The sequence below is a fragment of the Kangiella sp. genome (assembly GCF_014762745.1).
Taxonomy (GTDB): domain Bacteria; phylum Pseudomonadota; class Gammaproteobacteria; order Enterobacterales; family Kangiellaceae; genus Kangiella.
This window is the reverse complement of the sequence record NZ_JABURJ010000039.1, coordinates 1-22489: the sequence shown is the minus strand read 5'-3', so window position 1 is coordinate 22489 and position 22489 is coordinate 1. Positions and strand designations below refer to the sequence as shown.

General features: G+C 44.4%; 19 protein-coding genes. 14 read left to right on the top strand and 5 right to left on the bottom strand.

From position 1 onward, the window contains the following. Positions 1-228 precede the first annotated feature (228 nt). Genes HUJ19_RS02485 through HUJ19_RS02475 form a run of 3 tightly spaced genes read left to right on the top strand, consistent with a single transcriptional unit; the run spans position 229 to position 6111 of the window. Complete coding sequence (locus HUJ19_RS02485) at positions 229-2058, top strand: M61 family metallopeptidase (RefSeq protein WP_290622074.1); 1830 nt, start codon at positions 229-231, stop codon at positions 2056-2058. A gap of 57 nt (positions 2059-2115) precedes the next feature. Continuing rightward, complete coding sequence (gene xthA, locus HUJ19_RS02480) at positions 2116-2931, top strand: exodeoxyribonuclease III (protein ID WP_290622072.1); 816 nt, start codon at positions 2116-2118, stop codon at positions 2929-2931. Between the two features lie 48 nt (positions 2932-2979). Then, entirely contained in the window at positions 2980-6111 is a 3132-nt protein-coding gene (locus HUJ19_RS02475) for an AsmA-like C-terminal region-containing protein (protein ID WP_290622070.1), read from the top strand. An 18-nt stretch (positions 6112-6129) separates the two neighbouring features. Here the strand turns inward: HUJ19_RS02475 and HUJ19_RS02470 are convergent, their stop codons facing one another. After that, positions 6130-6981, bottom strand: a complete 852-nt coding sequence (locus HUJ19_RS02470; protein ID WP_290622068.1) for a 6-carboxytetrahydropterin synthase — start codon at positions 6979-6981, stop codon at positions 6130-6132. A gap of 93 nt (positions 6982-7074) precedes the next feature. On the opposite strand from HUJ19_RS02470, the gene HUJ19_RS02465 reads away from it, so the two are divergent. From HUJ19_RS02465 to HUJ19_RS02420, 10 genes are all read left to right on the top strand, one after another. Further along, the gene (locus HUJ19_RS02465) at positions 7075-8082 is read left to right on the top strand and encodes an adenosine kinase (RefSeq protein WP_290622065.1); all 1008 of its coding nucleotides are present in this window, start codon (positions 7075-7077) and stop codon (positions 8080-8082) included. 36 nt (positions 8083-8118) lie between these two features. Next, positions 8119-8580, top strand: coding sequence for a phosphohistidine phosphatase SixA (sixA, locus tag HUJ19_RS02460; RefSeq protein ID WP_290622063.1), 462 nt, complete (start codon positions 8119-8121; stop codon positions 8578-8580). Positions 8581-8983: 403 nt separating this feature from the next. Next, positions 8984-9769, top strand: a complete 786-nt coding sequence (locus HUJ19_RS02455) for a 1-acyl-sn-glycerol-3-phosphate acyltransferase (RefSeq protein ID WP_290622061.1) — start codon at positions 8984-8986, stop codon at positions 9767-9769. Beyond that, positions 9766-10680 carry a 50S ribosomal protein L3 N(5)-glutamine methyltransferase gene (gene prmB / locus HUJ19_RS02450; RefSeq protein ID WP_290622059.1) on the top strand — a complete coding sequence of 305 codons (915 nt, stop codon included), beginning with the start codon at positions 9766-9768 and terminating at the stop codon, positions 10678-10680. The genes HUJ19_RS02455 and prmB overlap by 4 nt, the downstream gene beginning before the upstream one ends. Positions 10681-10692: 12 nt before the next feature. After that, positions 10693-11238 (top strand): elongation factor P hydroxylase, encoded by a 546-nt coding sequence (locus tag HUJ19_RS02445; RefSeq protein WP_290622057.1) that lies wholly within the window; start codon positions 10693-10695, stop codon positions 11236-11238. Continuing rightward, on the top strand, positions 11223-12347 hold the full coding sequence (locus HUJ19_RS02440) for an ATP-NAD kinase family protein (RefSeq protein WP_367273954.1): 1125 nt from the start codon (positions 11223-11225) through the stop codon (positions 12345-12347). The genes HUJ19_RS02445 and HUJ19_RS02440 overlap by 16 nt, the downstream gene beginning before the upstream one ends. A 459-nt stretch (positions 12348-12806) precedes the next feature. Next, on the top strand, positions 12807-13370 hold the full coding sequence (locus HUJ19_RS02435) for an NAD(P)H-dependent oxidoreductase (protein ID WP_290622053.1): 564 nt from the start codon (positions 12807-12809) through the stop codon (positions 13368-13370). Then, positions 13370-15259 carry a monovalent cation:proton antiporter-2 (CPA2) family protein gene (locus HUJ19_RS02430; RefSeq protein WP_290622051.1) on the top strand — a complete coding sequence of 630 codons (1890 nt, stop codon included), beginning with the start codon at positions 13370-13372 and terminating at the stop codon, positions 15257-15259. The genes HUJ19_RS02435 and HUJ19_RS02430 overlap by 1 nt, the downstream gene beginning before the upstream one ends. Positions 15260-15261: 2 nt before the next feature. Next, positions 15262-15978 (top strand): ABC transporter permease, encoded by a 717-nt coding sequence (locus HUJ19_RS02425; protein WP_290622049.1) that lies wholly within the window; start codon positions 15262-15264, stop codon positions 15976-15978. Positions 15979-16071: 93 nt separating this feature from the next. Continuing rightward, positions 16072-16947 (top strand): pirin family protein, encoded by an 876-nt coding sequence (locus HUJ19_RS02420; protein ID WP_290622047.1) that lies wholly within the window; start codon positions 16072-16074, stop codon positions 16945-16947. Between the two features lie 51 nt (positions 16948-16998). Here HUJ19_RS02420 and HUJ19_RS02415 read toward each other — a convergent pair whose 3' ends face one another. Beyond that, complete coding sequence (locus HUJ19_RS02415) at positions 16999-17808, bottom strand: CPBP family intramembrane glutamic endopeptidase (RefSeq protein ID WP_290622045.1); 810 nt, start codon at positions 17806-17808, stop codon at positions 16999-17001. Positions 17809-17854: 46 nt separating this feature from the next. Continuing rightward, positions 17855-18892, bottom strand: coding sequence for a hypothetical protein (locus tag HUJ19_RS02410; protein ID WP_290622043.1), 1038 nt, complete (start codon positions 18890-18892; stop codon positions 17855-17857). Positions 18893-19123: 231 nt separating this feature from the next. Between HUJ19_RS02410 and HUJ19_RS02405 the strand changes: the two genes are divergently transcribed. After that, positions 19124-19918, top strand: a complete 795-nt coding sequence (locus HUJ19_RS02405; protein ID WP_290622041.1) for a putative porin — start codon at positions 19124-19126, stop codon at positions 19916-19918. A 77-nt stretch (positions 19919-19995) separates the two neighbouring features. Here the strand turns inward: HUJ19_RS02405 and mnmD are convergent, their stop codons facing one another. Together mnmD and folE are read right to left on the bottom strand one after the other, a co-directional pair. Further along, positions 19996-21897: a tRNA (5-methylaminomethyl-2-thiouridine)(34)-methyltransferase MnmD gene (gene mnmD / locus HUJ19_RS02400; RefSeq protein ID WP_290622039.1), complete on the bottom strand. Its 1902-nt coding sequence runs from the start codon at positions 21895-21897 to the stop codon at positions 19996-19998. Positions 21898-21905: 8 nt separating this feature from the next. Continuing rightward, positions 21906-22463, bottom strand: coding sequence for a GTP cyclohydrolase I FolE (gene folE, locus HUJ19_RS02395; RefSeq protein ID WP_290622037.1), 558 nt, complete (start codon positions 22461-22463; stop codon positions 21906-21908). Between the last annotated feature and the right edge of the window lie 26 nt (positions 22464-22489).

Sequence of the window (22489 nt, the reverse complement as noted above, 5' to 3'; positions counted from 1 at the left end):
AAAATCCCTCGGTGGCAACACCGTGCCGGTTCGACTCCGGCCCTGGGCACCATCACCTTAAGCAAATAATCTTACAGATACAACTCTTCTTTGTCATATCAAGTTCAAATATATCAAGTTCATAGTAATTTTAGATATTTCATATCTTTTGAAAGAATCTCCTGAAAATTCGTTTTCGATTGCCTATAATCATGCGAGAACTTATCGTCAGGATATCAATCGTCTTTCATGACTCAATACCAGATCCTTCCCATAGATCCACATGCACACCTTTTTGAAGTTATTCTAACCATTGAGAAACCATCCGGCTCTGAGTTAGAGCTGTATCTGCCTAACTGGATTCCCGGAAGTTATATGATTCGGGATTTCGCCAAGCACATTCAGTGGCTCAAGGCTGAGTCAGCAGGTAAGCCATTGCCGGTTAGAAAGCTGGATAAGGCTCGTTGGCTGGCTGAGAATATAGAACAAGGTGTTGGTTCGGTAGAAGTCCGGTATCAGGTCTATGCCTGGGATTTGTCCGTGCGGGGTGCACACTTGGATCAGACGCACGGATTTTTCAATGGCACCAGCGTTTTTCTGGCAGTAAGGGGAAAAGAAGACTCTCAATGTAAGGTCAATATTCAGCCGCCGAAAGGGGAGCATTATAAGAACTGGCGAGTGGCTACTGGTTTGAAACCAGCCAGTGATACGAAGGAGTTCGGTTTCGGTTGGTATCTTGCAGATAATTATGACGAGCTGATTGATTGTCCGGTTGAAATGTCGGATTTCAGACTGATCAGTTTTGAAGCTTGTGGAGTGCCGCATCACATGGCGCTAACAGGTCGTCACCAGGTTGATGAAACACGTCTTAAAAATGATTTGATTAAAATCTGCGAGCACCATATTCGTTTCTTTGGCGAACCGGCTCCAGTAGATCGTTATATCTTTATGACCTATGTGCTTGGAAAAGGTTTTGGTGGTCTTGAGCATCGAAACTCAACCGCACTACATTGCAGTCGTGAGGACTTGCCGTTGCCTGGTGATGAGCCGGAAAAGGTCAAAGATTCTTACCAGACATTTCTTGATCTGTGTTCACACGAATATTTCCACACCTGGAATGTGAAGCGCATTAAGCCCGCCGAGTTTTTGCCTTACAATACTCAACAGGAGTCGCATACGGAATTGCTGTGGGCTTTTGAAGGTTTTACTTCCTATTACGATAATTTGGCATTAGTACAAACGGGCATTATCCCCATCAAGCAATATCTGCTCAGTATTGCCAAAACCATTACCACGGTTCAGCGTGCCCGTGGGCGTTTGATTCAATCGGTTGCTGATTCTAGTTTTGATGCCTGGACCAAGTTTTATAAGCAGGATGAAAATGCACCGAATGCAGTGGTCAGCTATTACAGTAAAGGTGCTTTGATAGCTTTGTGTATGGATTTGCTGATTCGTAAGTTGACCAATAATCAAAAGTCTTTACGTGATGTTATGCTGCGTTTATGGCAGGATTTTGGTCAGCCTCAGGTGGGCGTTAAAGATGATACTATTCAGGCCATCACGGTTGATATCTGTGGTAAAGAACATCAATTAGAGTTAGACAAGTTTTTCCAGCTGGCGCTCTATTCGACCGATGAACTGCCTTCGGCAGAATTATTAAAAACAGTTGATCTGGAGCTGGTTTTTCAGCCACGAAATGATCGTAATGATAAAGGGCAGGTCAAGGATGAAATGCCCCATAATAAACCTAAGCCCAGTTTAGGCATTGATTATCAGGCCGCTAATCTGGGTATCAGCATAAAGTCTGTGTATTGGGATTCTGCCGCTTGCGAAGCAGGTATTTCAGCAGGTGATCAGCTGATAAGTATGAATGATTTGAAAATTGATAATGATGAGTTTGCTAAGCGTCTGGCTGAGTGTGAGATTGGTGAGACAGTTATTATCCGCGGTTTCAGACGTGATGAGCTAATGCGTTTTGAAGTAACTCTGCGGGCCAGTGTGGCTGATACCGCTTATCTGGTATATGGTAGCGAAGAAAAAGACCAGTCTCCTAAATTGAAGCAATGGCTGACTGCGTGATTTAGATGAGTTTCGAATTTTAAGAGTTAAACATTGAGATAAAACACGGGAAATTGAATGAAAATTGTAACCTTTAATATTAATAGTGTCCGCAGCCGACCACATCAAATCGAAGCTCTGGTAGCAAAGTATGATCCGGATATTATTTGTTTACAGGAAACCAAAGTCCATGATGATGCTTTTCCGTTCGAATTGTATGAGCATCTGGGCTACCACATTGAGATTTTTGGTGGAAAAGCACATTATGGCGTAGCTACATTTAGCAAACAAAAACCTCTGTCAGTGGAGAAAGGCTTTCCCAATGACCCAGAGGATGCGCAGCGTCGCATGCTAATCACCAGTTTCCAATATGGCGATGAAGTTATAAAAGTGCTAAATGGTTACTTCCCTCAGGGTGAGAACCGTGATCATCCAGTAAAATTTCCCTATAAACAAAAGTTTTACGCCGATCTTTTAAGCTATTTGCAGAATGATAAAGGCGAGCATAGAACTATTGTACTGGGTGATATCAATATTTCTCCTGAAGACATTGATATTGGTATCGGTGAGCCGAATCGTAAGCGTTGGCTGCGGGACGGTAAATGTAGTTTCTTGCCGGAAGAGCGCGAGTGGTTGCAAAAAATTCTAGCAACAGGGTTGCACGATACTTACCGCACCATTAATCCAGATGTCACCGATAAATTTAGCTGGTTTGATTATCGTAGTCGTGGTTTTGAGCGTGACCCCAAACGTGGTCTGCGAATTGATTCGGTGTTTGCCTGCGATTGGTTAAACGATAGAGCAGTTGCATCCGACATTGACTATGAAATCCGTTCCATGGAACGTCCATCTGACCATGCACCGGTATGGACAGAGTTTGACTTAAATCGTTAGTAGCTGTTTTAATTTAAGCATTATCTTTTTGATCGAAACAGGAAGCTTATGACCAGACTATGGAAGTGGAGCAAAAGATTACTCTGGGTCTTGGCAGGATTATTTGTCCTGCTGATACTTTCTGTTTCGATTCTGGTTTACCTGATTAATTCTGAGTCATTTCTCGAAAAGCAGATTCAAGAGCAGCTCGGCATGAGCTCGCAAGTTGGTGAGCTTGATGTTTCTCTGTTTTCCGGTACTGTCAGTATTTCTAAGACAAGGATAGGACCGGAAGATAATCCTGCCATAACATTCGAACAACTCACTGCACAGATTTCTTATTCCGGTCTATTCAGTAGCTTGCTCATAGATAGCATTGAACTTGATAAAGCGGTTATCCGTTATCCTTTTGACTACCAGCTCGCTGAGTCAAAAGAAGCAGAAGTCAACAATGATAATGAGGCCTTCTTTTTCGAGCAGCTCAATGTTTCTGAAATTCGTATTAATAGTTCTGACTTTGTTTTTAATGACGATGTTTATCTGGAAGCAAAGGGTATTAACCTGGTTGTTTCCGAGCTTCCCGTTGCGCAAAGAAGCATTTTTCTTTTTACTCATCTCACCGATTTTTTCAAACAAAGCAATACCACTATCGTTGCAGACATTGAACAGTTTAAAACCGATAAAAGTAGTCTCTCGCAAGTTAATCTTAAGGCAGAAGTCATTGATAGTGATGTTGTTATTCAGGAGCTTTCCTCGGCATCTGCTGATATTAATATTGAGTTGACCGATAATCAGACGAGTAATGCAAATACTGCTAACCAGACATCTGGCAATAGTCAGGTCAGTCAGGCGTCCAACTTGCCTTTTAAAGATCTGCTGATTGAAAAGATAGATATAGGAACGACCAACTTTAAGCTGCAAGGCAGTTATGAGTTAGCAGTGGAAGACTTTCAAGCTCATTTCTCTGAATTGATTTTAGTAAAAGACAAAGCACCTTTGTGGGTTGATTGGGAAGAGTTTTACCGTCAACAGAATAGTCGCTACTCACTATCCTCCAAAGCGTTAACCTCATCCATGCTCAGTTATGACCAGCTGGAGCTTGATGGTGAGTTAAATGGCAGTGCCTTTAATATTAAGCAGATGATGATAGCACAGCCGTTGGTTAGCTATAGCTCAGGCGAGCAGACGGAAACTGCTGAGGCAACTGAGTCAGAAGTCCCTACTGCAGGAGGTAATGCAGCACTTCGATTCCCTTTTGCCACTATCATGCTAAACCAGTTAACAGTTAATGATGGTGAGCTTAACCTTCAGTTGGATGATAGTTACACAGCACAGGCTATCAATCTGCAAGTACAACAATTACCCATTATTCTTGACCATGGCTTGGTGATTGCTGACCCGGCAAGCTGGCCCTCAACAGTGATCGCAAAGCTGGATGCCAGCAATGTGAGCTTACCTCAGGTTACGGCCGCTGAATTTTTGGTCGAAGCTCAAAGTGAATCAGGCAAGCTGGATGTTAGCTCAGTTCAAATCAGTGACGTTAATCTGGAGTTAGATTTTGCAGGAAGCGAGCAGGCTGATCGTGGTACCGATAGCGATACTGCATCCAGTGCAGTAACGATGCCTTTTGAAACTATCGGTTTGCATAATATCACGGTTCAGCAGTTTGGTATGGTGGCAAACTTAGAAGGCGAAACCATCGAAGTGGATAATGCAAGCATTGAGATTGCCGACTTTCCCCTTGTGCTTGAGGGAGCAATGTTTGGGCTAGATTCGCTTGCTTCAGTCAATACCAGTTTTTCAATTACCACTGACAGATTTCAAACCAATCAGCTGACGGTAAGTGGTCTGTCTGCCAATGGTAACCTTACCGAGAGCCGTTTAGTTTTAGTGAGTGTCGCTAATCGTTCCGGAAAGCTGAATCTGGATTTAACTAATCAGCCTGAACAACGGGAGAGTGACAGCAAATCGAAGGCCAGCTCGAATTTACCGTTACAAAGCCTTGTGGTTAATAAACTCAATATCCGAAATTTCAATGGTGACATTTTACGTTTAGTTGAAAAGATCAATGCTGAGGGTGAAACAGTCAGCACTAAAGAATCGTTGGTCATTACCGATATCGATCTGATGGCCTCTAATTTGTCATTGATCAAGAATAGACAGCTGATCAGCCAATGGTATGAGTCGCAATTACAAAATGCATTTAAGACTCTTGAGTTAAAAGTTGCCAAGGCTCAGCAGGATGAAGATATCTTTTCGGATATCGATATCAAGGCAACCCAGGCTAATCGAAAAATAGCCGTTAATCCGCTTACAGTTAACGTTAATGACACCAATCTTAATGCCGACTGGGTGATTGATCTGTCACAACCGGGTTACGCCTCGGACTTTAAGTTCGATTTTGAAAACCTGGAGCTTAGCCAGCTTGTTCGTCCTGACAATGAGGAGAGCATAGCGCTCCGAGGTAAGCTTAGTGGTTTAGCCGATTTAACTTTTACTGGCCTGTCTCCTGAGAAAATATTCGACAGTTTGAATGGGCAGGTTCTGATTGCTAACACTGAGCCTGTTCAGTTGATCAACCTCAACGTGAATAAAGTATTAGAGCGTTTCCTGGAGAGTCAGGAGTTTGGGTTATTAGATATTGGTGGTTTTGTATTGGCTGGCCCAGCTGGTCTGCTGTTATCACAGGGCGTCAGCATGCAGGGTGTTTTAAGCAATCTGGGAGCCAATAAGGGCGATACCATGTTTGGTCAGATTAATATTGATATGACCATCGAGAATGGTGTTTTGAAAACTCGAGATGTGGCTGCCTCAACTCAATATTATCGATTTGCTTTTGATGGCAATATTGATTTGTCGATTATGGCATTCAATGACTTTGAATTTATGATTCTGAACGATGAGGGTTGTAAGGAATATAGCCAGACCCTGAATGGCAGCCTCAGCTCGCCTGAAATCGAAACATTCCGCACCGCCTTTGACGCGGTAACCGGTTCGGTTGTTGGGCTCCTCAAGTCAGGAGTTGGCTTATTGACTGGTGGTTATTGTGAAGGAGTGTATGACGGCAAGGTTGCTCACCCAGAGGAAGGGGTTGAAATACCGCATCCTGAGCTTAAGCCGGAAGAGCCTGAGCAGGAAGGAGAGCCTCAGGAAGAGCCTGAGGTGGAAGCGGAGACTGAGCCGGTCGAGCCGACTCAGTAGTTTAGCTGCTTAATAGGACTAACTAAAAGCTATAGCGCCTTTATTAACACCTTCAAAGGCTCTGACTTCAATTTCTGACTTGGGGTGTTTTTCTTTAAGCTGGTCGGCAATATGCTGAGCTATCAGTTCAACTGTAGAGTCCTGTTCCATGATATGACAGGATTCAGCCGGCAAGACCAATGAGAACTCGCCTTGTTCACTTTGATAGCTGAATTCAAAATATTGCACGCCATCGTCTTCAAAATCTTTCTGTAAATCTTCAGCGGTTCCGATATAAATGTCGCGCCACAATTCGCACCAATAGGTTTCCAGATCCTTATTTCGTTCACTATTTTCAAAAACATGAATCTGCGAGCGGTGGCCATGAGCTATTCGTTGACAGTCACCGAGGTGTTTCTTAAGACCATGTGCATAATGGTAATAGTCACCTCGAATATCTTCAGTCCGTAAATTCAGGAAGATTTTTCTGACATTTGCAGGGACTACCTTTGAGCAGGCTTCATGCAAAATTGGCAGGGCGCTTTCTCGAGTGACCGTCTCTGCCGGAACCAGGGCTACTGCCTGCTCAGGTGATTGGTGGCGGTAGAAACGGCCTTGTTTATCACGCATTTCAAGAGTCAGTTGGTCTCCATCTTTTGTGACGGATAGCTCTGCATATTCAGCTGGTACTGCAAATTTATGATCGAGTGTCGCGTCTATGGCCTGCTTAATGCGCTTTTTTACGTCCCCAAAATCAAAAACCATGCCCTGGTCGTCGAGTTCGCCTTCCAGGACCAGATCCACAATCCAGCTTTCACCAACGATACCTCGGACAGGATCAAAGAAAGCGAAATCAATTACAGTGAGTTGATCAACAAATAGTGCAGGCATAGTGACAGGTTCTCTAAAAGCCATTCAATAATGGACGAAATTATAGCATAATCCCTGCATCACAAAATTAACTTTTATAAGCATTAAAACTTTATGAAGCATTATGATTTATACGCTCTGGGCAACGCGCTGGTTGATATTGAAATTGAAGTTGACGAACAGGAGCTTGAGCGGCTTGGTGTTGAAAAGGGCGTTATGACCCTGGTTGATGAAGAACGTCACGATTACCTGTTAAGCCACCTGCACGGTAACATCCACCAACGCGCATCTGGTGGCTCAGCTGCGAACAGTGTGATTGCCTTAGCTCAGCTGGGCGGTAAAGCCTTTCATTCGTGCAAAGTCGGGCGTGATGAGGCTGGCGATTTCTATGCTTCGGACTTAAATTCTGCGGGTGTCGATAATGGCTTGCATCAACTGGAAGATAATCACGGTACGACCGGCAAATGTCTGGTAATGGTCACTCCTGATGCAGATCGCACCATGAATACTTTTCTGGGTATCAGCAGTGAGCTGAAAGAGCAGGATATTCATTTTGATGCTTTGGCTGATAGCAAATATCTGTATCTTGAAGGCTACCTGGTCAGTTCGCCCGAAGCGCATTTAGCGGCATTAAGCGCTAAAAAACATGCTCAGGAAAATGGCGTTAAAGTTGCCACCACTTTATCCGATCCAAACATGGTGCGCTTCTTTAAGCCGCAGATTGATCAGATTCTTGAGGGTGGCGTTGATCTGCTGTTCTGTAACGATGATGAAGCGCTTGAGTTTACAGGTAAGTCTGATGTTGAGCAGGCTATAGATGCTTTGAAGCAATCGGCCAAGCAAGTTGCCATCACACTGGGTAAAAAAGGTGCGCTCTTCTTTGATGGCGACAAGACTCACGCAGTCGAAGCCCATCCGGTCAAAGCAGTGGACACCAATGGTGCTGGCGACATGTTTGCCGGTGCTTTCCTGTATGGCTTAACGCAGGGCTACTCGTATGCCGATTGTGGAAAGCTTGCCAGCTTTGCCGCTGGGCATCTGGTGACACAATTCGGCCCTCGTCTTTATGGCGAAGCCATTGATGAGTTAAGAGCCTTTAATCAAGAGAACTTTGCTAAGTAGTTGTTCGGACTCAGGTAAGGACTGATTCATTAGATTATGAAAGTATGGATTATGCGACATGGCGATGCTCCCTATATTGATGGGGAGCGCCAATTGTCTGAGCTTGGAAAACAAGATGTGGTGAAGATGGCACAACGCTTGGCCGAAAGGTTGAAAGAGCAGAACCTTGAGCTGGAAATCATGCTGGCCAGTCCATATCTAAGGGCACAGCAAACCGCTGATATCGTAGAGCATGAATTAATGGAGGCTAAGGTTCGTCCTTTTTTAAGAGAGCAGGAGCCTCTGCTGCGTTCTGAGTCGGATCCGGCAATGACTGCCTCTTATGTAGAAGCTCTGCCACAGTCTACTATTTTGCTGGTCAGCCACATGCCGTTGGTTGCTAACCTTTTGGCGACCTGGCTACCTCAACAGGGGAGATATTTCCCGACTTCGGCCATAGCAGAGCTTGAGTTTGTCGCTGGAAAGCCAAAATTAACCAATTTCTTCGAGCCCCAGTGACTTTCCCAGGGGATTTCAGCGTTCTTCAGTTAGGTAGGGGCAGACCTGCGTGTCTGCCCTTAATTGTTTGTGATGTATGAAGAATTCGGGCGCACACACAGGTGCGCCCCTACACAGAGACATAACATAAATAAGTCGGTGGGAGCGTAGGGACAACTCATGAGTTGTCCGTACACAAAAAAACTCCACCCAAAGTTTGATATTGTTCTGGTGGGGGTAAGTTCCAACCTACTAGAGCGGGCGAACGCCGTTCGCCCCTACAGAGATGGAGCATGACAAACTCGTAGGGGCGAGCTGCGCTCGCCCACATTCACGAAACCACTGTTGATACAAGTTTATACTGGAAGTTAGAGCAAAAAGTGGCTAGCATTGCCACTTCATTGATGATTGACCTGCTAGCACTTTGAATTCTACAACACAAACAGCACCACAGACTGATAAGCAACCAAGGCCCGCTGGTTTATTGCGTGCTTTGTGGGTAATTCTGTATTCGGTCGTCGTGACTGGAAAGTACTGCCTTAAAACCCTGTATTTCGCTTTTTTTTCGAAAAAGAGCATGCGGCGCAAGGTGGATAAGATTCTGGTTGACTGGTCGGGTCGTCTGATTCGAGCTGCGCGGATTAATTGGCAGGTTGAGGGCGATCTGGAGCAACAGATAGAGGAAGGCCGTCGCGTCATTATCATGTGTAACCATTCCAGCGCTTATGATATTCCTCTGGCTTTCACTGCCTTGCCAGGCAGTATTCGCATGATTTCCAAAAAAGAACTGTTCAAGATTCCATTGCTTTCAAGTGCCATGAAAGCTGCCGAAATCCTTTCTATTAATCGTCAAAATCGTCAGCAGGCAATTGAAGACTTAAAAATTGCCCGCGAAAAAATGGAAAGTGGTATTCGAATCTGGATGTTTCCAGAAGGTACTCGTTCTAAAAATGGTGAGGTTTTGCCGTTAAAAAAAGGTGGTATCCGTTTGGCAATCGACACTAATGCGCTGATTATTCCAGTGGTGATGCAGGATATCTATCAGGTTCTTCCCAACAAGAAGTGGCTTAAAATGCGACTGCATCAGCCGGTGACAGTTAAAGTGGGCCAGGCCATCGATTGTCGTGAGTTTGATGTAGAACATCGCCACGAACTGTCCGATCTGGTATATAATTCCATGAAAAGGATGCTGGAAGAGAAAAACTCATGACCTTAAGCCCTATTTATCAAGAAGCGGAACAGTCTCTGGAGACAGTTGCCGATTTCATTCGCTTTGCAGCGTCGCAGTTTCATCAATCCGATCTTTATTTTGGTCATGGTACTGATAATGCCTGGGATGAAGCGGTTGCCATTGTTCTGCAGATGCTCGATCTTCCACAGGACTTCCCACAAGGTATGTTGACAGCCAAGCTATTGGCTGATGAGAAAAAGCATCTGGTTCACGCCATTTTCGAGCGAGTCGAGCATCGCAAGCCTTTAGCCTATATCACTAATAAAGCCTATTTCTGTGGACTTGAGTTTTACATTGATGAGCGTGTGCTGGTACCGCGTTCGCCTATTGCAGAACTGATCGAAAATGATTTCTACCCATGGCTTGAAGCAGATAATCCCCGCATTCTTGATTTATGCTGCGGTAGTGGTTGTATCGGTTTAGCCATTGCAGCCTACATTGATGATGCTGAAGTAGTGCTGTCTGATATTTCCGAAGATGCCATCACGGTTGCTGATATCAATAATGAACGCCTGGGTTTATATCCTAAGGCACAGACAGTTGTTTCTGACCTGTTCGAATCGCTGGCCGATGAGAAGTTTGATCTGATTGTTTCTAATCCACCTTATGTCGACTCAGAAGACTTGTCCGATATGCCTGCTGAATATCAGCATGAGCCGGAGATTGGCTTAGGCTCGGGTGAAGACGGACTAGACATTACACGTCGTATTTTGCAGCAAGCTGCTGAACACCTTACTGAGCAGGGCTGTCTGATTGTTGAGGTGGGTAATAGCTGGCCGGCTTTGGAAGAAGCTTTCCCTGATGTACCTTTCAGTTGGCTCGAATTTGAAAAAGGCGGTGATGGCGTATTCCTGCTGACTCGTCAGCAACTCGTTGAGCACTTTTCATAATTCTATATCTAGATGATTTATAACCAAGACTTTCATAAAGTTGAGGATATTGTCGAACTCTTTAATCAGGAGTTTTCCGACTTTAGTACCCGTTTGCAGGCGGGTGCTGAAGAGCCATTCTATCAAGCTCCTGTTCACGGCAGTCCGGCCATTATTTATTCAACCCATGATTATTTCGCCAGTGCTTTGCATGAGTGCGCGCACTGGTGTATCGCTGGCGAGAAGCGTCGTCAGATTGATGATTATGGTTACTGGTATGCCGCTGATGGTCGCAGCGAAAAGCAGCAGCAGGAGTTCTTTAAGGTTGAGCAGAAGCCGCAAGCTCTGGAATGGGCTTTCGCACTGGCGGCTAACCTGCCGTTTCGGCTCAGTTTGGATAATCTTAACAACCCATCCGGTGATGCTGAGGCCTTCAAAGAGCAAGTCTATGCGCGCTTAAGGGATTACTTTGAGCGAGGCTTTCCACCGCGCGCACTGCGCATGATTCAAATGCTTTGTCGTTACTATCGACAAGGCCAACCCATTCAAATGCCAGATATTTCATCATGTTCCATTTAGGTTTTATTGTTAATCCATTCGCCGGTATCGGCGGTAAAGTTGGCCTTAAAGGCAGCGACGGCGAAGCCATTCGAGCAGAAGCCTTTGCCCGTGGCGCAATTAGCCAATCGGCTAATCGAGCACGTATTACTCTGGAAATATTAAAGCCTTACAGAGAGCAGTTGATTTTCTATACGGCTTCCGCAGATATGGGGGAAAACCTCCTTAAAGAACTGGGTTTTAATTATGAGTGTGTTTATTCCTACCAGGGAGAGTCCTCAGCCCAGGATACTATTGAAGCTGCTCATAGAATTGTCGACAGGAAAGCTAACCTGCTGTTGTTCGCCGGCGGCGATGGCACTGCTCGAAATATCTATGAAGCGGTTGGCGAAGAACTTCCGGTTCTTGGGATTCCGGCAGGCGTTAAAATCCACTCGGGAGTTTATGCCGTAACGCCAAAAGCTGCGGGGCTTGTCATTGAGCAGATGCTCAACAATGAGCTGGTCAGCCTGCTGGAAACTTCGGTTATGGACATTGATGAAGAAGCTTTTCGTAAAGGCAATGTTCGCGCCAAAAAATATGGCGAAATGCAGGTTCCGGCTGAGCATCGCTACGTGCAGTCCACCAAATCGGGTGGCAAAGAAGTGGAAGCATTGGTGGTTCAGGACATTGCGGATTACGTGGTTGAGCAGATGGAGGACGATGTCCATTATCTGATCGGTTCAGGCACAACCTGCGCCGCTGTGATGGATTCGCTAGGCCTGGAAAATACTCTATTGGGTATTGATCATGTTTTTCAGCAGAGGCTGGTTCAGGCGGATGTCTATGAAAAGCATATTCTGGAGCTGCTGGAAGCTCATCCCGAAAAAGTGAAGGCAGTGATTACCATTATTGGTGGGCAGGGCCACATCATTGGTCGTGGCAATCAACAGTTAAGCGCTAAAGTATTACGCAAGCTGGGCCGCGATAACCTGATTGTGATTGCGACTAAAACTAAACTACAGCAATTAAATGGCAAACCCTTGATTGTTGATAGCGACGATCTTGCCCTAAATGAAGAGTTTTCAGGGCCTATCAAGGTGATTACCGGTTACGAAGACTCGGTTTTATACCCTGTAGGCAGGATCTAAAGTCTAGTCTTTTGGGAGATTGTCCTGAACCTTTGTGCGAGATCTCTCACAAGCCATTCGGAGATCGCTGAAAAGACTCGGGTAAAACAACCTTAAAAATACATGTTTTAAGTTTAAATCATTGATTTAAAACAAAACTAGTAATTCTGAATGTAAGCTTGCTTTAAGAAGTTTCAATTTTGACTTGTTGTGTTAAACATCATTTTTGCTAAAGTAGCCCGCGTAGTCAGGGAGATTACACAATCTACAAATCGAGTCTGGAAGAATATAGGAACACGGAAACGAGTATACGGAAATACCAACCCAAGGTAGGGAATCAGGGGATCTAACGATTCACAGTTGAAAGCGGCTTCGGCCGCTTTTATTTTGCCTGTCACTTTTACAATAATTTATATTTTCACCAATCTTGTGTAGACTCAGAGCATAGTCAGCCTTTTCTGGCCACTCTTAGGAAAAACTATGCAAAACAAGGTGTTAGTCATATTTGCCCATCCCGCTTATGAGCAGTCGGTTGCTAACCGCGCAATGGTTGCTGCTATTCGAGATCTGGAAGGCGTGACCTTTAACGACCTCTATGAAAAATATCCCGACTTCTTTATTGATGTTGAAGAAGAGCAACGCCTACTTAAAGAACATCAAATCATCGTATTCCAACACCCCTTTTACTGGTACAGCTCGCCATCTCTGTTAAAGGAGTGGCAGGATGTGGTGCTTGATTACTCCTTTGCCTATGGAGAGGGCGGTTATCAATTGGCTGGCAAGTGCCTGATGAATGCTGTAACCATTGGTGGTAGTGAAGCCAGCTATGGTTCAAGCGGGTTTAATCATTACCCGGTGGAAGAGCTGCTTAAGCCATTTGAGCAAACAGCGATATTTTGCGGTATGCGCTATTTAAAGCCTTTTGTGCTATTTGATGCGTTAGCTTTGTCTGATTCAGAATTAGCCGACGAGGCTCATCGATTTGCTCAGCTCATTCGCGCGCTGAGAGATGATGATTCATTGACCGCAAGGGAGAGCTTCTAATGGAAATGCATGGTGCTTTATACCAGACATTCATCTTTCTTTTGGCTGCCGTAATCGGTGTTACCCTGGCCAAACGCATGGGCCTAGGCTCCGTTCTTGGTTACTTAGGCGCTGGCATCATTATTGGTCCCTTTGCCTTGGGCTTGGTCGGTAATGATGTTGCGGACGTTATGCATTTTGCCGAGTTTGGCGTGGTCATGATGCTGTTCTTGATTGGGCTTGAACTGGAGCCGAAAAAACTTTGGAAGTTACGTGTTCCGATTTTAGGGCTGGGGGGATTGCAGGTTGCGATAACCACCTTATTGATAACTGCGATATCCGTATCCGTGATTGGTTTACATTGGAAAATGTCTCTGGCAATCGGCATGATGCTGGCGCTGTCTTCAACCGCCATCGTTCTGCAAACCCTTTCCGAAAAAGGCTTGCTCAGAACCCATGGTGGTAAGTCCGCTTTCTCAGTACTTTTGTTCCAGGATATTATCGTTATCCCCATGATTGCGATTATGCCGTTGCTTTCTACTCTGCAAGTGGATGCAGCAACCTCGGTTGGTCATGTCGAAGAGCTGGGTTTACAGCAAACCTTTTTAATTCTGGGTTCAGTGCTTGGGATTATCCTGGTGGGTCGCTATCTGGTGTCTCCAATTTTTAACTGGATTGCTCGAACAGGTCTTAGAGAAATTTTCATTGCAACTTCGTTGCTACTGGTTATTACCATCACCCTGGTCATGCAAAAAGTAGGCCTGTCACCAGCTTTAGGAGCGTTTCTGGCTGGCGTAGTGCTGGCAGAGAGCCAATATCGGCATGAACTGGAAGTTGGACTGGATACATTCAAAAGTTTATTGCTGGGGCTGTTCTTTATTACGGTTGGTGCCAGTATTAACCTTGAAGTTCTGGCTGAGTATGTCTGGGTTATTGTTGGTTTGTTGTTGCTGCTGCTGGTCATCAAAATTGTCGTGCTGGGTGTACTGGCCGCTCAATTTAAAATGCCGCTTCTCGAAAATCTGATTTTTACTTTCTCGCTGGCGCAAGGTGGTGAGTTTGCTTTTGTATTGTCTACCTACGCAGCACAGAACGGAGTGCTTGATCAGAACACCATTTCTATTTTAACGGTAGTAGTAACTTTGAGTATGTTACTTACTCCATTGCTGATTATTTTTGCTGAGCGGGTGTTACAGCCAATGCTGAAAAAAGACATTGAACACCGTAATTTCGATGAAATAGATGATGGAGAAACACCGGTTATTGTCGCTGGTTATGGTCGATTTGGTCAGGTGGTTTCGCGGTTGCTTCGGTCACAGGGTTTTAACACAACCCTGCTAGAGTATGACGTGATGCAGATAGAGCTGGTGAAAAAGTTTGGTACCAAAGCTTTCTATGGTGATGTGACTAATGTGGATATCCTCAAAGCTGCGGGTGCAGAGACTGCAAAACTAATGATTATTGCGGTTGATAGTCAGGATAAGTGCTTAAAAGTGACTAAACTATGTAAAGAACACTTCCCACAACTCAAGGTTCTGGCTAGAGCTAAGGGGCGCCGAGAAGCACATGAAATCAAGAAGGCGGGTGCTGATTATGTGATCCGGGAAACCTTAGGCTCTGCGTTGCTTCTGGGGCAGGAGGCACTAAGTGCTTTGGGTTACAGGCACTATCAGGCGCATCGTGCAGCGAAAACTTTCCTCCATTATGACAATAAGCATCTAGAAGAGCTGGCGGATATCTGGGGCGATGACAAGCAATATATTCTTGAAGCCGCCGAAAAGGCAGAACTTCTGGAAACGGTTTTACGGGCGGATCAGGAAGCCAATAAAGTCGAGCAGCGACACCCTTGGATGGGGGATTGGAGCTCTGAAGAAGGTGCCGACGAAAGTAAAAAGAATGAGGACTCCTAGAATTGACCTTGCCTGATATTGGTTATCTGGAACTGTTTTACGTCCTGTTACCGGTGGTATTGGTCGGTGTGATTTTCTATCGCTGGTCGATAGCCTTATCCGATTTAATTATTGCTACTGTACGGATGGTGGTGCAGTTAATCGCCATTGGCTTTGTGCTGGTTTATCTGTTTACCAGTGCGAACTGGCTGCTCGGACTGGCAGTAATGACCTTTATGCTTGTAGTTTCCGGGTGGATAGCAATGCGCCCGTTAAAGCATAAAAATAGTCAGCATTTCAGTCAGTTAGCGATAGCTTTATTGCTCGGATGTGGATCGGTTCTCGCCCTGATTATTGTTGCTGTGCTACATTTAGAACCATGGTATCAGCCGCGCTATGTGATTCCTCTGGCGGGAATGTTATTGGCCAATACCATGAACAGTTTGAGCCTTGCAGGAGAGCGCTTGGATAGTGAGCTGTTAATCGAGCAGCCCTGGGAACAGGCCCGAAACAAAGCTTTTAATACTGCAATGATACCGCAGATTAATAGTTTGCTTGCTGTGGGACTGGTTGCCTTGCCAGGAATGATGACCGGACAGATTTTATCGGGCGTTTCGCCCTTGTTAGCGGTTCGCTACCAAATAGTCATCATGGCAACTATTTTGTGCTCGGCAGCATTTTCAGTAGCACTGTATTTAACTTTACGACTCAAAGCTCGGTTAAATAGCCACCAGGATTAGGTAGTGATTTAGCAAAGAGTGTAATGCTATCCGTGACATCAAATTCACGGATAATGTAGATAATAGATTGTGTAACTCTGATTTGGAGACCTTATGAATTTACGCGGCATTTTAATGAAAGTGCGAGCCGCAGAACTCATGGAAGGTGGCGGCTTTAAAGTTCGACGTCCGTTCCCCGGACAAATCCCTGACAGGATTGTTGATCCTTTCCTATTAATTGACGAAATGGGCCCTGCAGAATATGGCCCCGGCGAAGCTGTGGGCGCTCCTGATCATCCGCACCGCGGTTTTGAAACGGTGACCTATATGTTGGATGGAGTTTTTGAACATAAGGACTCAGCAGGTCATAGCGGCCGCATCGCACCCGGTGATGTGCAGTGGATGACCGCTGGCAGCGGCGTGGTTCATTCTGAAATGCCTTCGAGTCTGATCATGGAAAAAGGCGGAAGGGTGCATGGCTTCCAGATTTGGATAAACCTGCCAGCCAAGCACAAAATGGATCCGCCGCGTTATCAGGAAATCCCTGATGAATCGATCCCAACTGCAACCTCAGAAGATGGGCGTGTATCTGTGAAAATTATTGCTGGTCAAGCCATGGGCAAGAACGCGGTGATCGATACCCATATTCCTATCACATTTCAGCATTGGATCATCAATCCTGGCAGTTCCCATACTCAGGAAGTGAAAGCCGGTCTCAATGCTATGATTTATGTATTTCATGGTAATGGCTTAAAGATTGATGGCCTTAAGGTAGACGATGGTGAAATGGTGATTCTACATGATGGCGATGCGGTTAAGTTTTCGCTTGATGCAGATGCAGAGAGTCATGTGGAGTTCCTACTACTTGCCGGTGAACCCATTAAAGAACCGGTCGTGCGCCATGGTCCCTTTGTCATGAACAAACCCGAGGAAATCAAACAGGCCATTTTAGATTTCCAAAGCGGCAAGATGGGAAAAATTGATAGTTAAACTTAAACGGCTGGGTTATGCATTGCGTGACTCAGCCGATTATTTGATAGCTTATGAATTTAACGATAAGGGATACTCAAAGATAATAAAGTGAAGAATATTGACTGCAAAGTGGCACAGCACGGCAGCTGAAAATCGTCGCGTTAATGCGAAGACGATCGCATAAATCAAGCCGGCTATTAAGAATAAGAGGAAGGCTTGGTTGAGTTGGCCTGTATGGGCAAAAGCAAAAACAGGTGCTGCAATTGCCACTGCGACTATCCGTCCAACCTTGATGTTCTTAAAGATCCTTTCAATTTGCGCCTGTAATAGTAATCTGAAATAGGCCTCTTCGGCCAAAACGGTTATGCCCAAATTCACGGCAATAAAATAAACCGTTTCTTTTGGCAGCTTAAACTGAGTTTCCAGTCCGAAAAAAACAACTCCAATTGCCATCAGTATTAGAGCACTGAGCAATGCTAGAGCAATATATGGAACAGATTTAAGTTGTCCAGTCCTGTTAACCTTATCCAGTAACCAAATAACGATTAAATAACCACAAAGCCCCTTAGCCAGATTGGCGTAGAGGTTAAATTCTTCGCCTCCTGAATATAGCTGCTCTGTACTCCAGATTAAAGGATTGGAAAAGCTCTCAGGACGATAGGTTGCTGCCATAAAGCCAACAACAAAAGTGATTATCCAGACGATGGTTTGTAGCAGAGGATGTTTGTAGTGTGGTTCGGAAAGCGCATACAAGGCAAAGGTTAAAATGACCAAAAAGAACAGGTTCGGATAGGCAAGCCATCCAGCTAAAGCAAAGATTAGGCTCGCTGCTATTAGTACGTATGAGGTGGATATTTTTGATTGATATAAATAGGACAAAATTGAAGCTAGAGGGTTTGGGGTGGCCTTTCGGCCACCGCTTGTTTTACAGCTCAGTTATTCTAACATAACCTCGTCTATTATTTTGTAATGCTAATTGCAAAGAAAGTAACCCAAGTCTAGAGGCAATTATTTCCCAAACATTGGTATTTGTTCCAGAGATTAATACTTGATTGTCCTTGAACTGATCTTTTCTTAGCACGCCATTTTCATCAACCGGTAAGCTATTCCCTTCGCTATCGACTATTTTAACTACTTTGAAGTCTTTAGTTCTGTAATTGAACTCTATGGTGACCTCTAGCTGACTTACACCTGCTACGCTTAGCAATCTGAATCTTTGAGAGTTTATTCCGGATCTCGATGTTACAGTTTGAACGTTGCTACCGACTGTGCCTTGTAATTCGAAGGCACCAGATCCAGCGCTTGCTGTGGTTTCTGTAGATACTCCATACGAACTCATAATTGATGATAGTAATGAGCTTAATGAGTCTAAGTAAGCGGCTCCGCCTAATGATTGCTCTAGCATCGAATATAGCTGGTTTGATGTTTGTATTCCCAGAACCCCTTGATTTAATAGGATAGTGTCATAGGGTGTCGAGGAGTAATCGTTAAGGACACTGACAGGTATCCCAACCAAATTTGTATTTCCACCAGTCAAGGTAACGTAGTCAGAGTAGATGTTAGCTTCATTAATGGAGTTGTACGACTTTAATATTGAGTCAATTTTTGAAAAGTAATTTAGATATTTTGTTGGAACAGTTTTTTTACCAGATACTGTTACCTTATATGTAATTGAAAACCTACGTCCAGTAACCTCATACATGCTTGTCTTGCCAGTTTCTAAGTTGAAGTATATAACTCTATCCGTGTAAGGTCGTGGAAAGCGGTCACTCTTCGAAATAAACATGCCATATAAGACATTTCCACGCTGTGCAAGAGCAATTTTTTTTGCATACTCCTGTTGTTTGCTATCTTGGCACTCAGCATTATTTTGGCAATAAAAGATAAAGTCTGTCGCGTAGAGGTTGTTGCTAACCAACAATAGCCCAACCGCGAACATTAATTTCTTGCTTAATATTTTCATTTTTAATCTCCTTAAGTTTAATTTCCAACTCCCAGATACTGAGAGAAAGAGGAATATATGAAATTGAAAAACATATTTCAAATAAATCTAAGGTGATTATTTTTAATGTGCTCTATTAATATTTCTAATTATAACAATATGTTATATGCATATTTTTACAATCTTTGATTGTTACGGTGGACTTATATAGAATTCGCGCCGCACTTAATTACACACACGGAGAATATTAAAGTGAAATTAAAATTAGTTACTACAGCGGTTCTTTTATCTTCAGCGATTTCTGTTTCAGCAGAAGAGTACACGGTTCTTTCAGACATTAGCTGGTCTAATGTTGATGAGGCAGGTTCTTCTTATGACGTTTTAGGTCTTGAAGGTACTTACTACTTCGACAAAAAAGAATCACTAGGTCCTTATAACGAATTTGAATACATCAACAAAGTTAGCAACATCAATGCTAACTACCGTAACATTGATACTGGGGATGACTATTACTATGGTGTTGCTGGTGAACTATTCACAGGTAACTTCCTGATTGGTGCTGGATATTCAGATAACAAAGCAGACGCAGACGCGACTAGCTTCTCTTTGGGTTATTTGTTCAGCGATGATTTCTTAGTTCGTGTTGACGCAGTTGACACTGATGGCGCAGATACAGTTTATAACGTTTCTGCTGCTTATAACCACCAAATCAATGCTACTGATTACATCGGTTTCACATTAGTAACTGATGACGAAGCTGATAATATTAGCTTGTCTTCTAAGTACTTCACTCACTTAGGTGATGATCGTTACTTAACAGCCAGTGTAAAACTTGCTGATAAAGATGGTGATAATACTTGGGCTGTAGGTTCTAGCTACTACTTCACCAAAGCAACGTCTGTTTTTGCATCTCTTGCTAAAGACGAAGTTTATGAAATTGGTGCTCAGCACTTCTTCAACACTAACGTGGCTTTGTTTGCTAGCTATACCTCTGCAGATGACGCAGATACTGATGCTTATACTATCGGTTTGAAAGCTCAGTTCTAAGATTAGCAGCTAAGCTATAAACAGATATATGAGTCTGTTAGTCATAAAGCCGGGAAGTTTGCGCTTTCCGGCTTTTTTTATGCCTTCTGGATTCGTTTTGGGCTAATTCTTTGCAGCAGATATTTTGGCAGGGGGATTGGTTCATGATTGATCGAGCATGCGATAACTTCTGCACATAACAGCGAAAGGCACAGGCCGCGCGTACCAAAACCATAGTTGGTCCAAATAATCGGTAAATTTTTATTGCCTGAGTTCAGCGGCCCACAGTAAGGGTAGCGATCATAGGTTGCGGCCCGTATACCTACATAATCGACGCACTGCTTGTTATCTTCCAGCTTTAACCCAAAACGCTCATTTGCTTGCTGCAAGTTCTTTTGCCTGTCTTTTGGTTTTGCTGTTTCATCTAAACTCATATCAAAGGTGGCGCCCACTATCAGTTTTTGGTCGCACTCGAACAGATGGCCATCATAATTAATCGGATAGTCCAGGCCTAATCGAGATTCGGGTTTCTGAGTAAGCTCGGTAAGCTGGCCTCTCAGGGGGGAAAGCGTCGGTTCAGCATCCTCCAACTTGTTTAACAGGTTGCAATGACCGGTGGCCAGAATAATATGGTCAAAGTCTTTGAGCTCATTTAACGACTTGATGGCATGGTTTAAATGTATCTGGTTGTGCGGAATTGATTGCACCAGTGACTGGCAAAAAGCTGGGCCACTAACCAGAAAGCCAGGCATCAACAAACCTTTGTGCTCACGATCTCTTATCTGCGTTGTAGTCCACTTGAATAGTTCCGGATTCCAGTAACGTTTCTGGTAAACCTTTTGATATTGCTCTAGTTGCCACTCAGAATATTTCTCACTACCCAGCTGCATGCAGGTTGTGCTGTAAATGAGTTTGGGAAATTCTTTTTGGTGGCAATTTAAGAACCGTTCCAGATGTGACATGCCTAGAAAAGTCAGCTGGCTAAAAGCATTGTGATCAAGTGAGACATTTGGGGTTGCCAATAGTGCAGGCATCTTGGAGGCACCACTGGCTAAGCTGTCGCCTTGCTCAAAAAGATGCACCTCAATGCCTCTTTGATGCAGGCTATGCGCTAGTGTAGATCCCGCCATGCCAGCGCCAATAATCGCAACTTTTTGCTTCGGCGCATCGATTTTTAGAAAGTAATCGTCGGCCAGTGTCGGGTGTGGGCTGGAGATTGTTTTTTCCTGAAAACTACCCACCAGCATGTCACGCTTGAAGCCAAAGCCTTTTTGCTTTGAAACGTCGAAACCGTAATGATGCAGTTGCTTACGAACAGCAGAGGCCGCAGTAAAAGTGGCAAAGGTTGTTCGGCGCTTATCATCGTTAACGGCATGCAGTGCCATAAAGTGCAGCAATCCTTTAGCCCACATTTCGGGGTTTTTGCTTGGAGCAAAGCCATCGAGAAACCAGGCATCAACTTTAAATTCGGAACCTGCTGCGAACTCTTTGAGCGCCTTATCAATCGGGTTCAGAATCAGGGTTAGTCTGATTCTATAAGGAAGCTCGATGGTATACACACCCGGCATGGCAGGTGGGTATTGCGCTAACAGCTCTTCCGTAAACTCGGACTCAATAGCAAGGGCCTTATACATTTTCTGCAAGTCATCAGGCGCAATCGGGTATTGTTCAATACTGATAAAGTTGAGTTGAGCATTTAAATCGCTGGGCTGGCTTTGTTGCCACAGGTTACAGGTACGCAGAAAGTTGAGCCCAGTGCCAAACCCGGTTTCTACAATGGTAAAGTTGCCATCAGTTAAAGCTTGGAAGCGTTCTGGAAGTCGATTGCTTTGTAGAAATACATAGTCGGTTTCGGCAATACCATCACGGCTATCGAAGTAGATATCATTGAACTGGGTGGAGTAGGGAGTTAGAGGAGGTGTTTCTGTTGAGCCCTCTCGAACTTTGGCTGGGCGCCATTCGATGTTAGCGGGCTCAACGCCTAAAAATGCATTATGCATTACAGGGGTTATCGTTTTTCGATCAGGGTCAGGAACTCGTTGCGGGTGTTCTGTGAAGAACGGAACTGACCGAGCATGGTTGAACTGGTCATGACCGAGTTCTGCTTTTGCACACCGCGCATCATCATGCACATGTGTTTCGCTTCAACAATCACACCAACCCCCGCTGCACCAGTCACATCTTGAACCGCATGAGCGATTTGCTTGGTCAGGTTTTCCTGAATCTGCAAACGGCGGGCAAACATATCAACGATGCGGGCAATCTTGGAAAGGCCGATGACTTTTCCAGTCGGCAAATAACCCACATGAACTTTACCAATGAACGGCAGTATGTGGTGTTCGCACATTGAATAAAGCTCGATGTCCTTAACGATAACCATGGCATCATTGTCGGAATCAAAAATCGCACCATTAACGACTTCGTTCAAATCTTGCTCATAGCCATGAGTCAGGAATTTCATCGCTTTGGCGGCACGTTTAGGAGTATCTAAAATACCGTTGCGGGAAATATCTTCACCAATTTCCACCAGGATTTCACGGTATAGGTTTTCTAATTTATCAGACATTTATCTTACTCTGCGGTCGTTTCAGT

Bases quoted from the DNA above. Each gene is read 5' to 3' on its own strand.
- HUJ19_RS02485 (WP_290622074.1), top strand. From the start codon at position 229: ATGACTCAATACCAGATCCTTCCCATAGATCCACATGCACACCTTTTT.
- xthA (WP_290622072.1), top strand. From the start codon at position 2,116: ATGAAAATTGTAACCTTTAATATTAATAGTGTCCGCAGCCGACCACAT.
- HUJ19_RS02475 (WP_290622070.1), top strand. From the start codon at position 2,980: ATGACCAGACTATGGAAGTGGAGCAAAAGATTACTCTGGGTCTTGGCA.
- HUJ19_RS02470 (WP_290622068.1), bottom strand. From the start codon at position 6,981: ATGCCTGCACTATTTGTTGATCAACTCACTGTAATTGATTTCGCTTTC.
- HUJ19_RS02465 (WP_290622065.1), top strand. From the start codon at position 7,075: ATGAAGCATTATGATTTATACGCTCTGGGCAACGCGCTGGTTGATATT.
- sixA (WP_290622063.1), top strand. From the start codon at position 8,119: ATGAAAGTATGGATTATGCGACATGGCGATGCTCCCTATATTGATGGG.
- prmB (WP_290622059.1), top strand. From the start codon at position 9,766: ATGACCTTAAGCCCTATTTATCAAGAAGCGGAACAGTCTCTGGAGACA.
- HUJ19_RS02445 (WP_290622057.1), top strand. From the start codon at position 10,693: ATGATTTATAACCAAGACTTTCATAAAGTTGAGGATATTGTCGAACTC.
- HUJ19_RS02435 (WP_290622053.1), top strand. From the start codon at position 12,807: ATGCAAAACAAGGTGTTAGTCATATTTGCCCATCCCGCTTATGAGCAG.
- HUJ19_RS02430 (WP_290622051.1), top strand. From the start codon at position 13,370: ATGGAAATGCATGGTGCTTTATACCAGACATTCATCTTTCTTTTGGCT.
- HUJ19_RS02420 (WP_290622047.1), top strand. From the start codon at position 16,072: ATGAATTTACGCGGCATTTTAATGAAAGTGCGAGCCGCAGAACTCATG.
- HUJ19_RS02410 (WP_290622043.1), bottom strand. From the start codon at position 18,892: ATGAAAATATTAAGCAAGAAATTAATGTTCGCGGTTGGGCTATTGTTG.
- mnmD (WP_290622039.1), bottom strand. From the start codon at position 21,897: ATGCATAATGCATTTTTAGGCGTTGAGCCCGCTAACATCGAATGGCGC.
- folE (WP_290622037.1), bottom strand. From the start codon at position 22,463: ATGTCTGATAAATTAGAAAACCTATACCGTGAAATCCTGGTGGAAATT.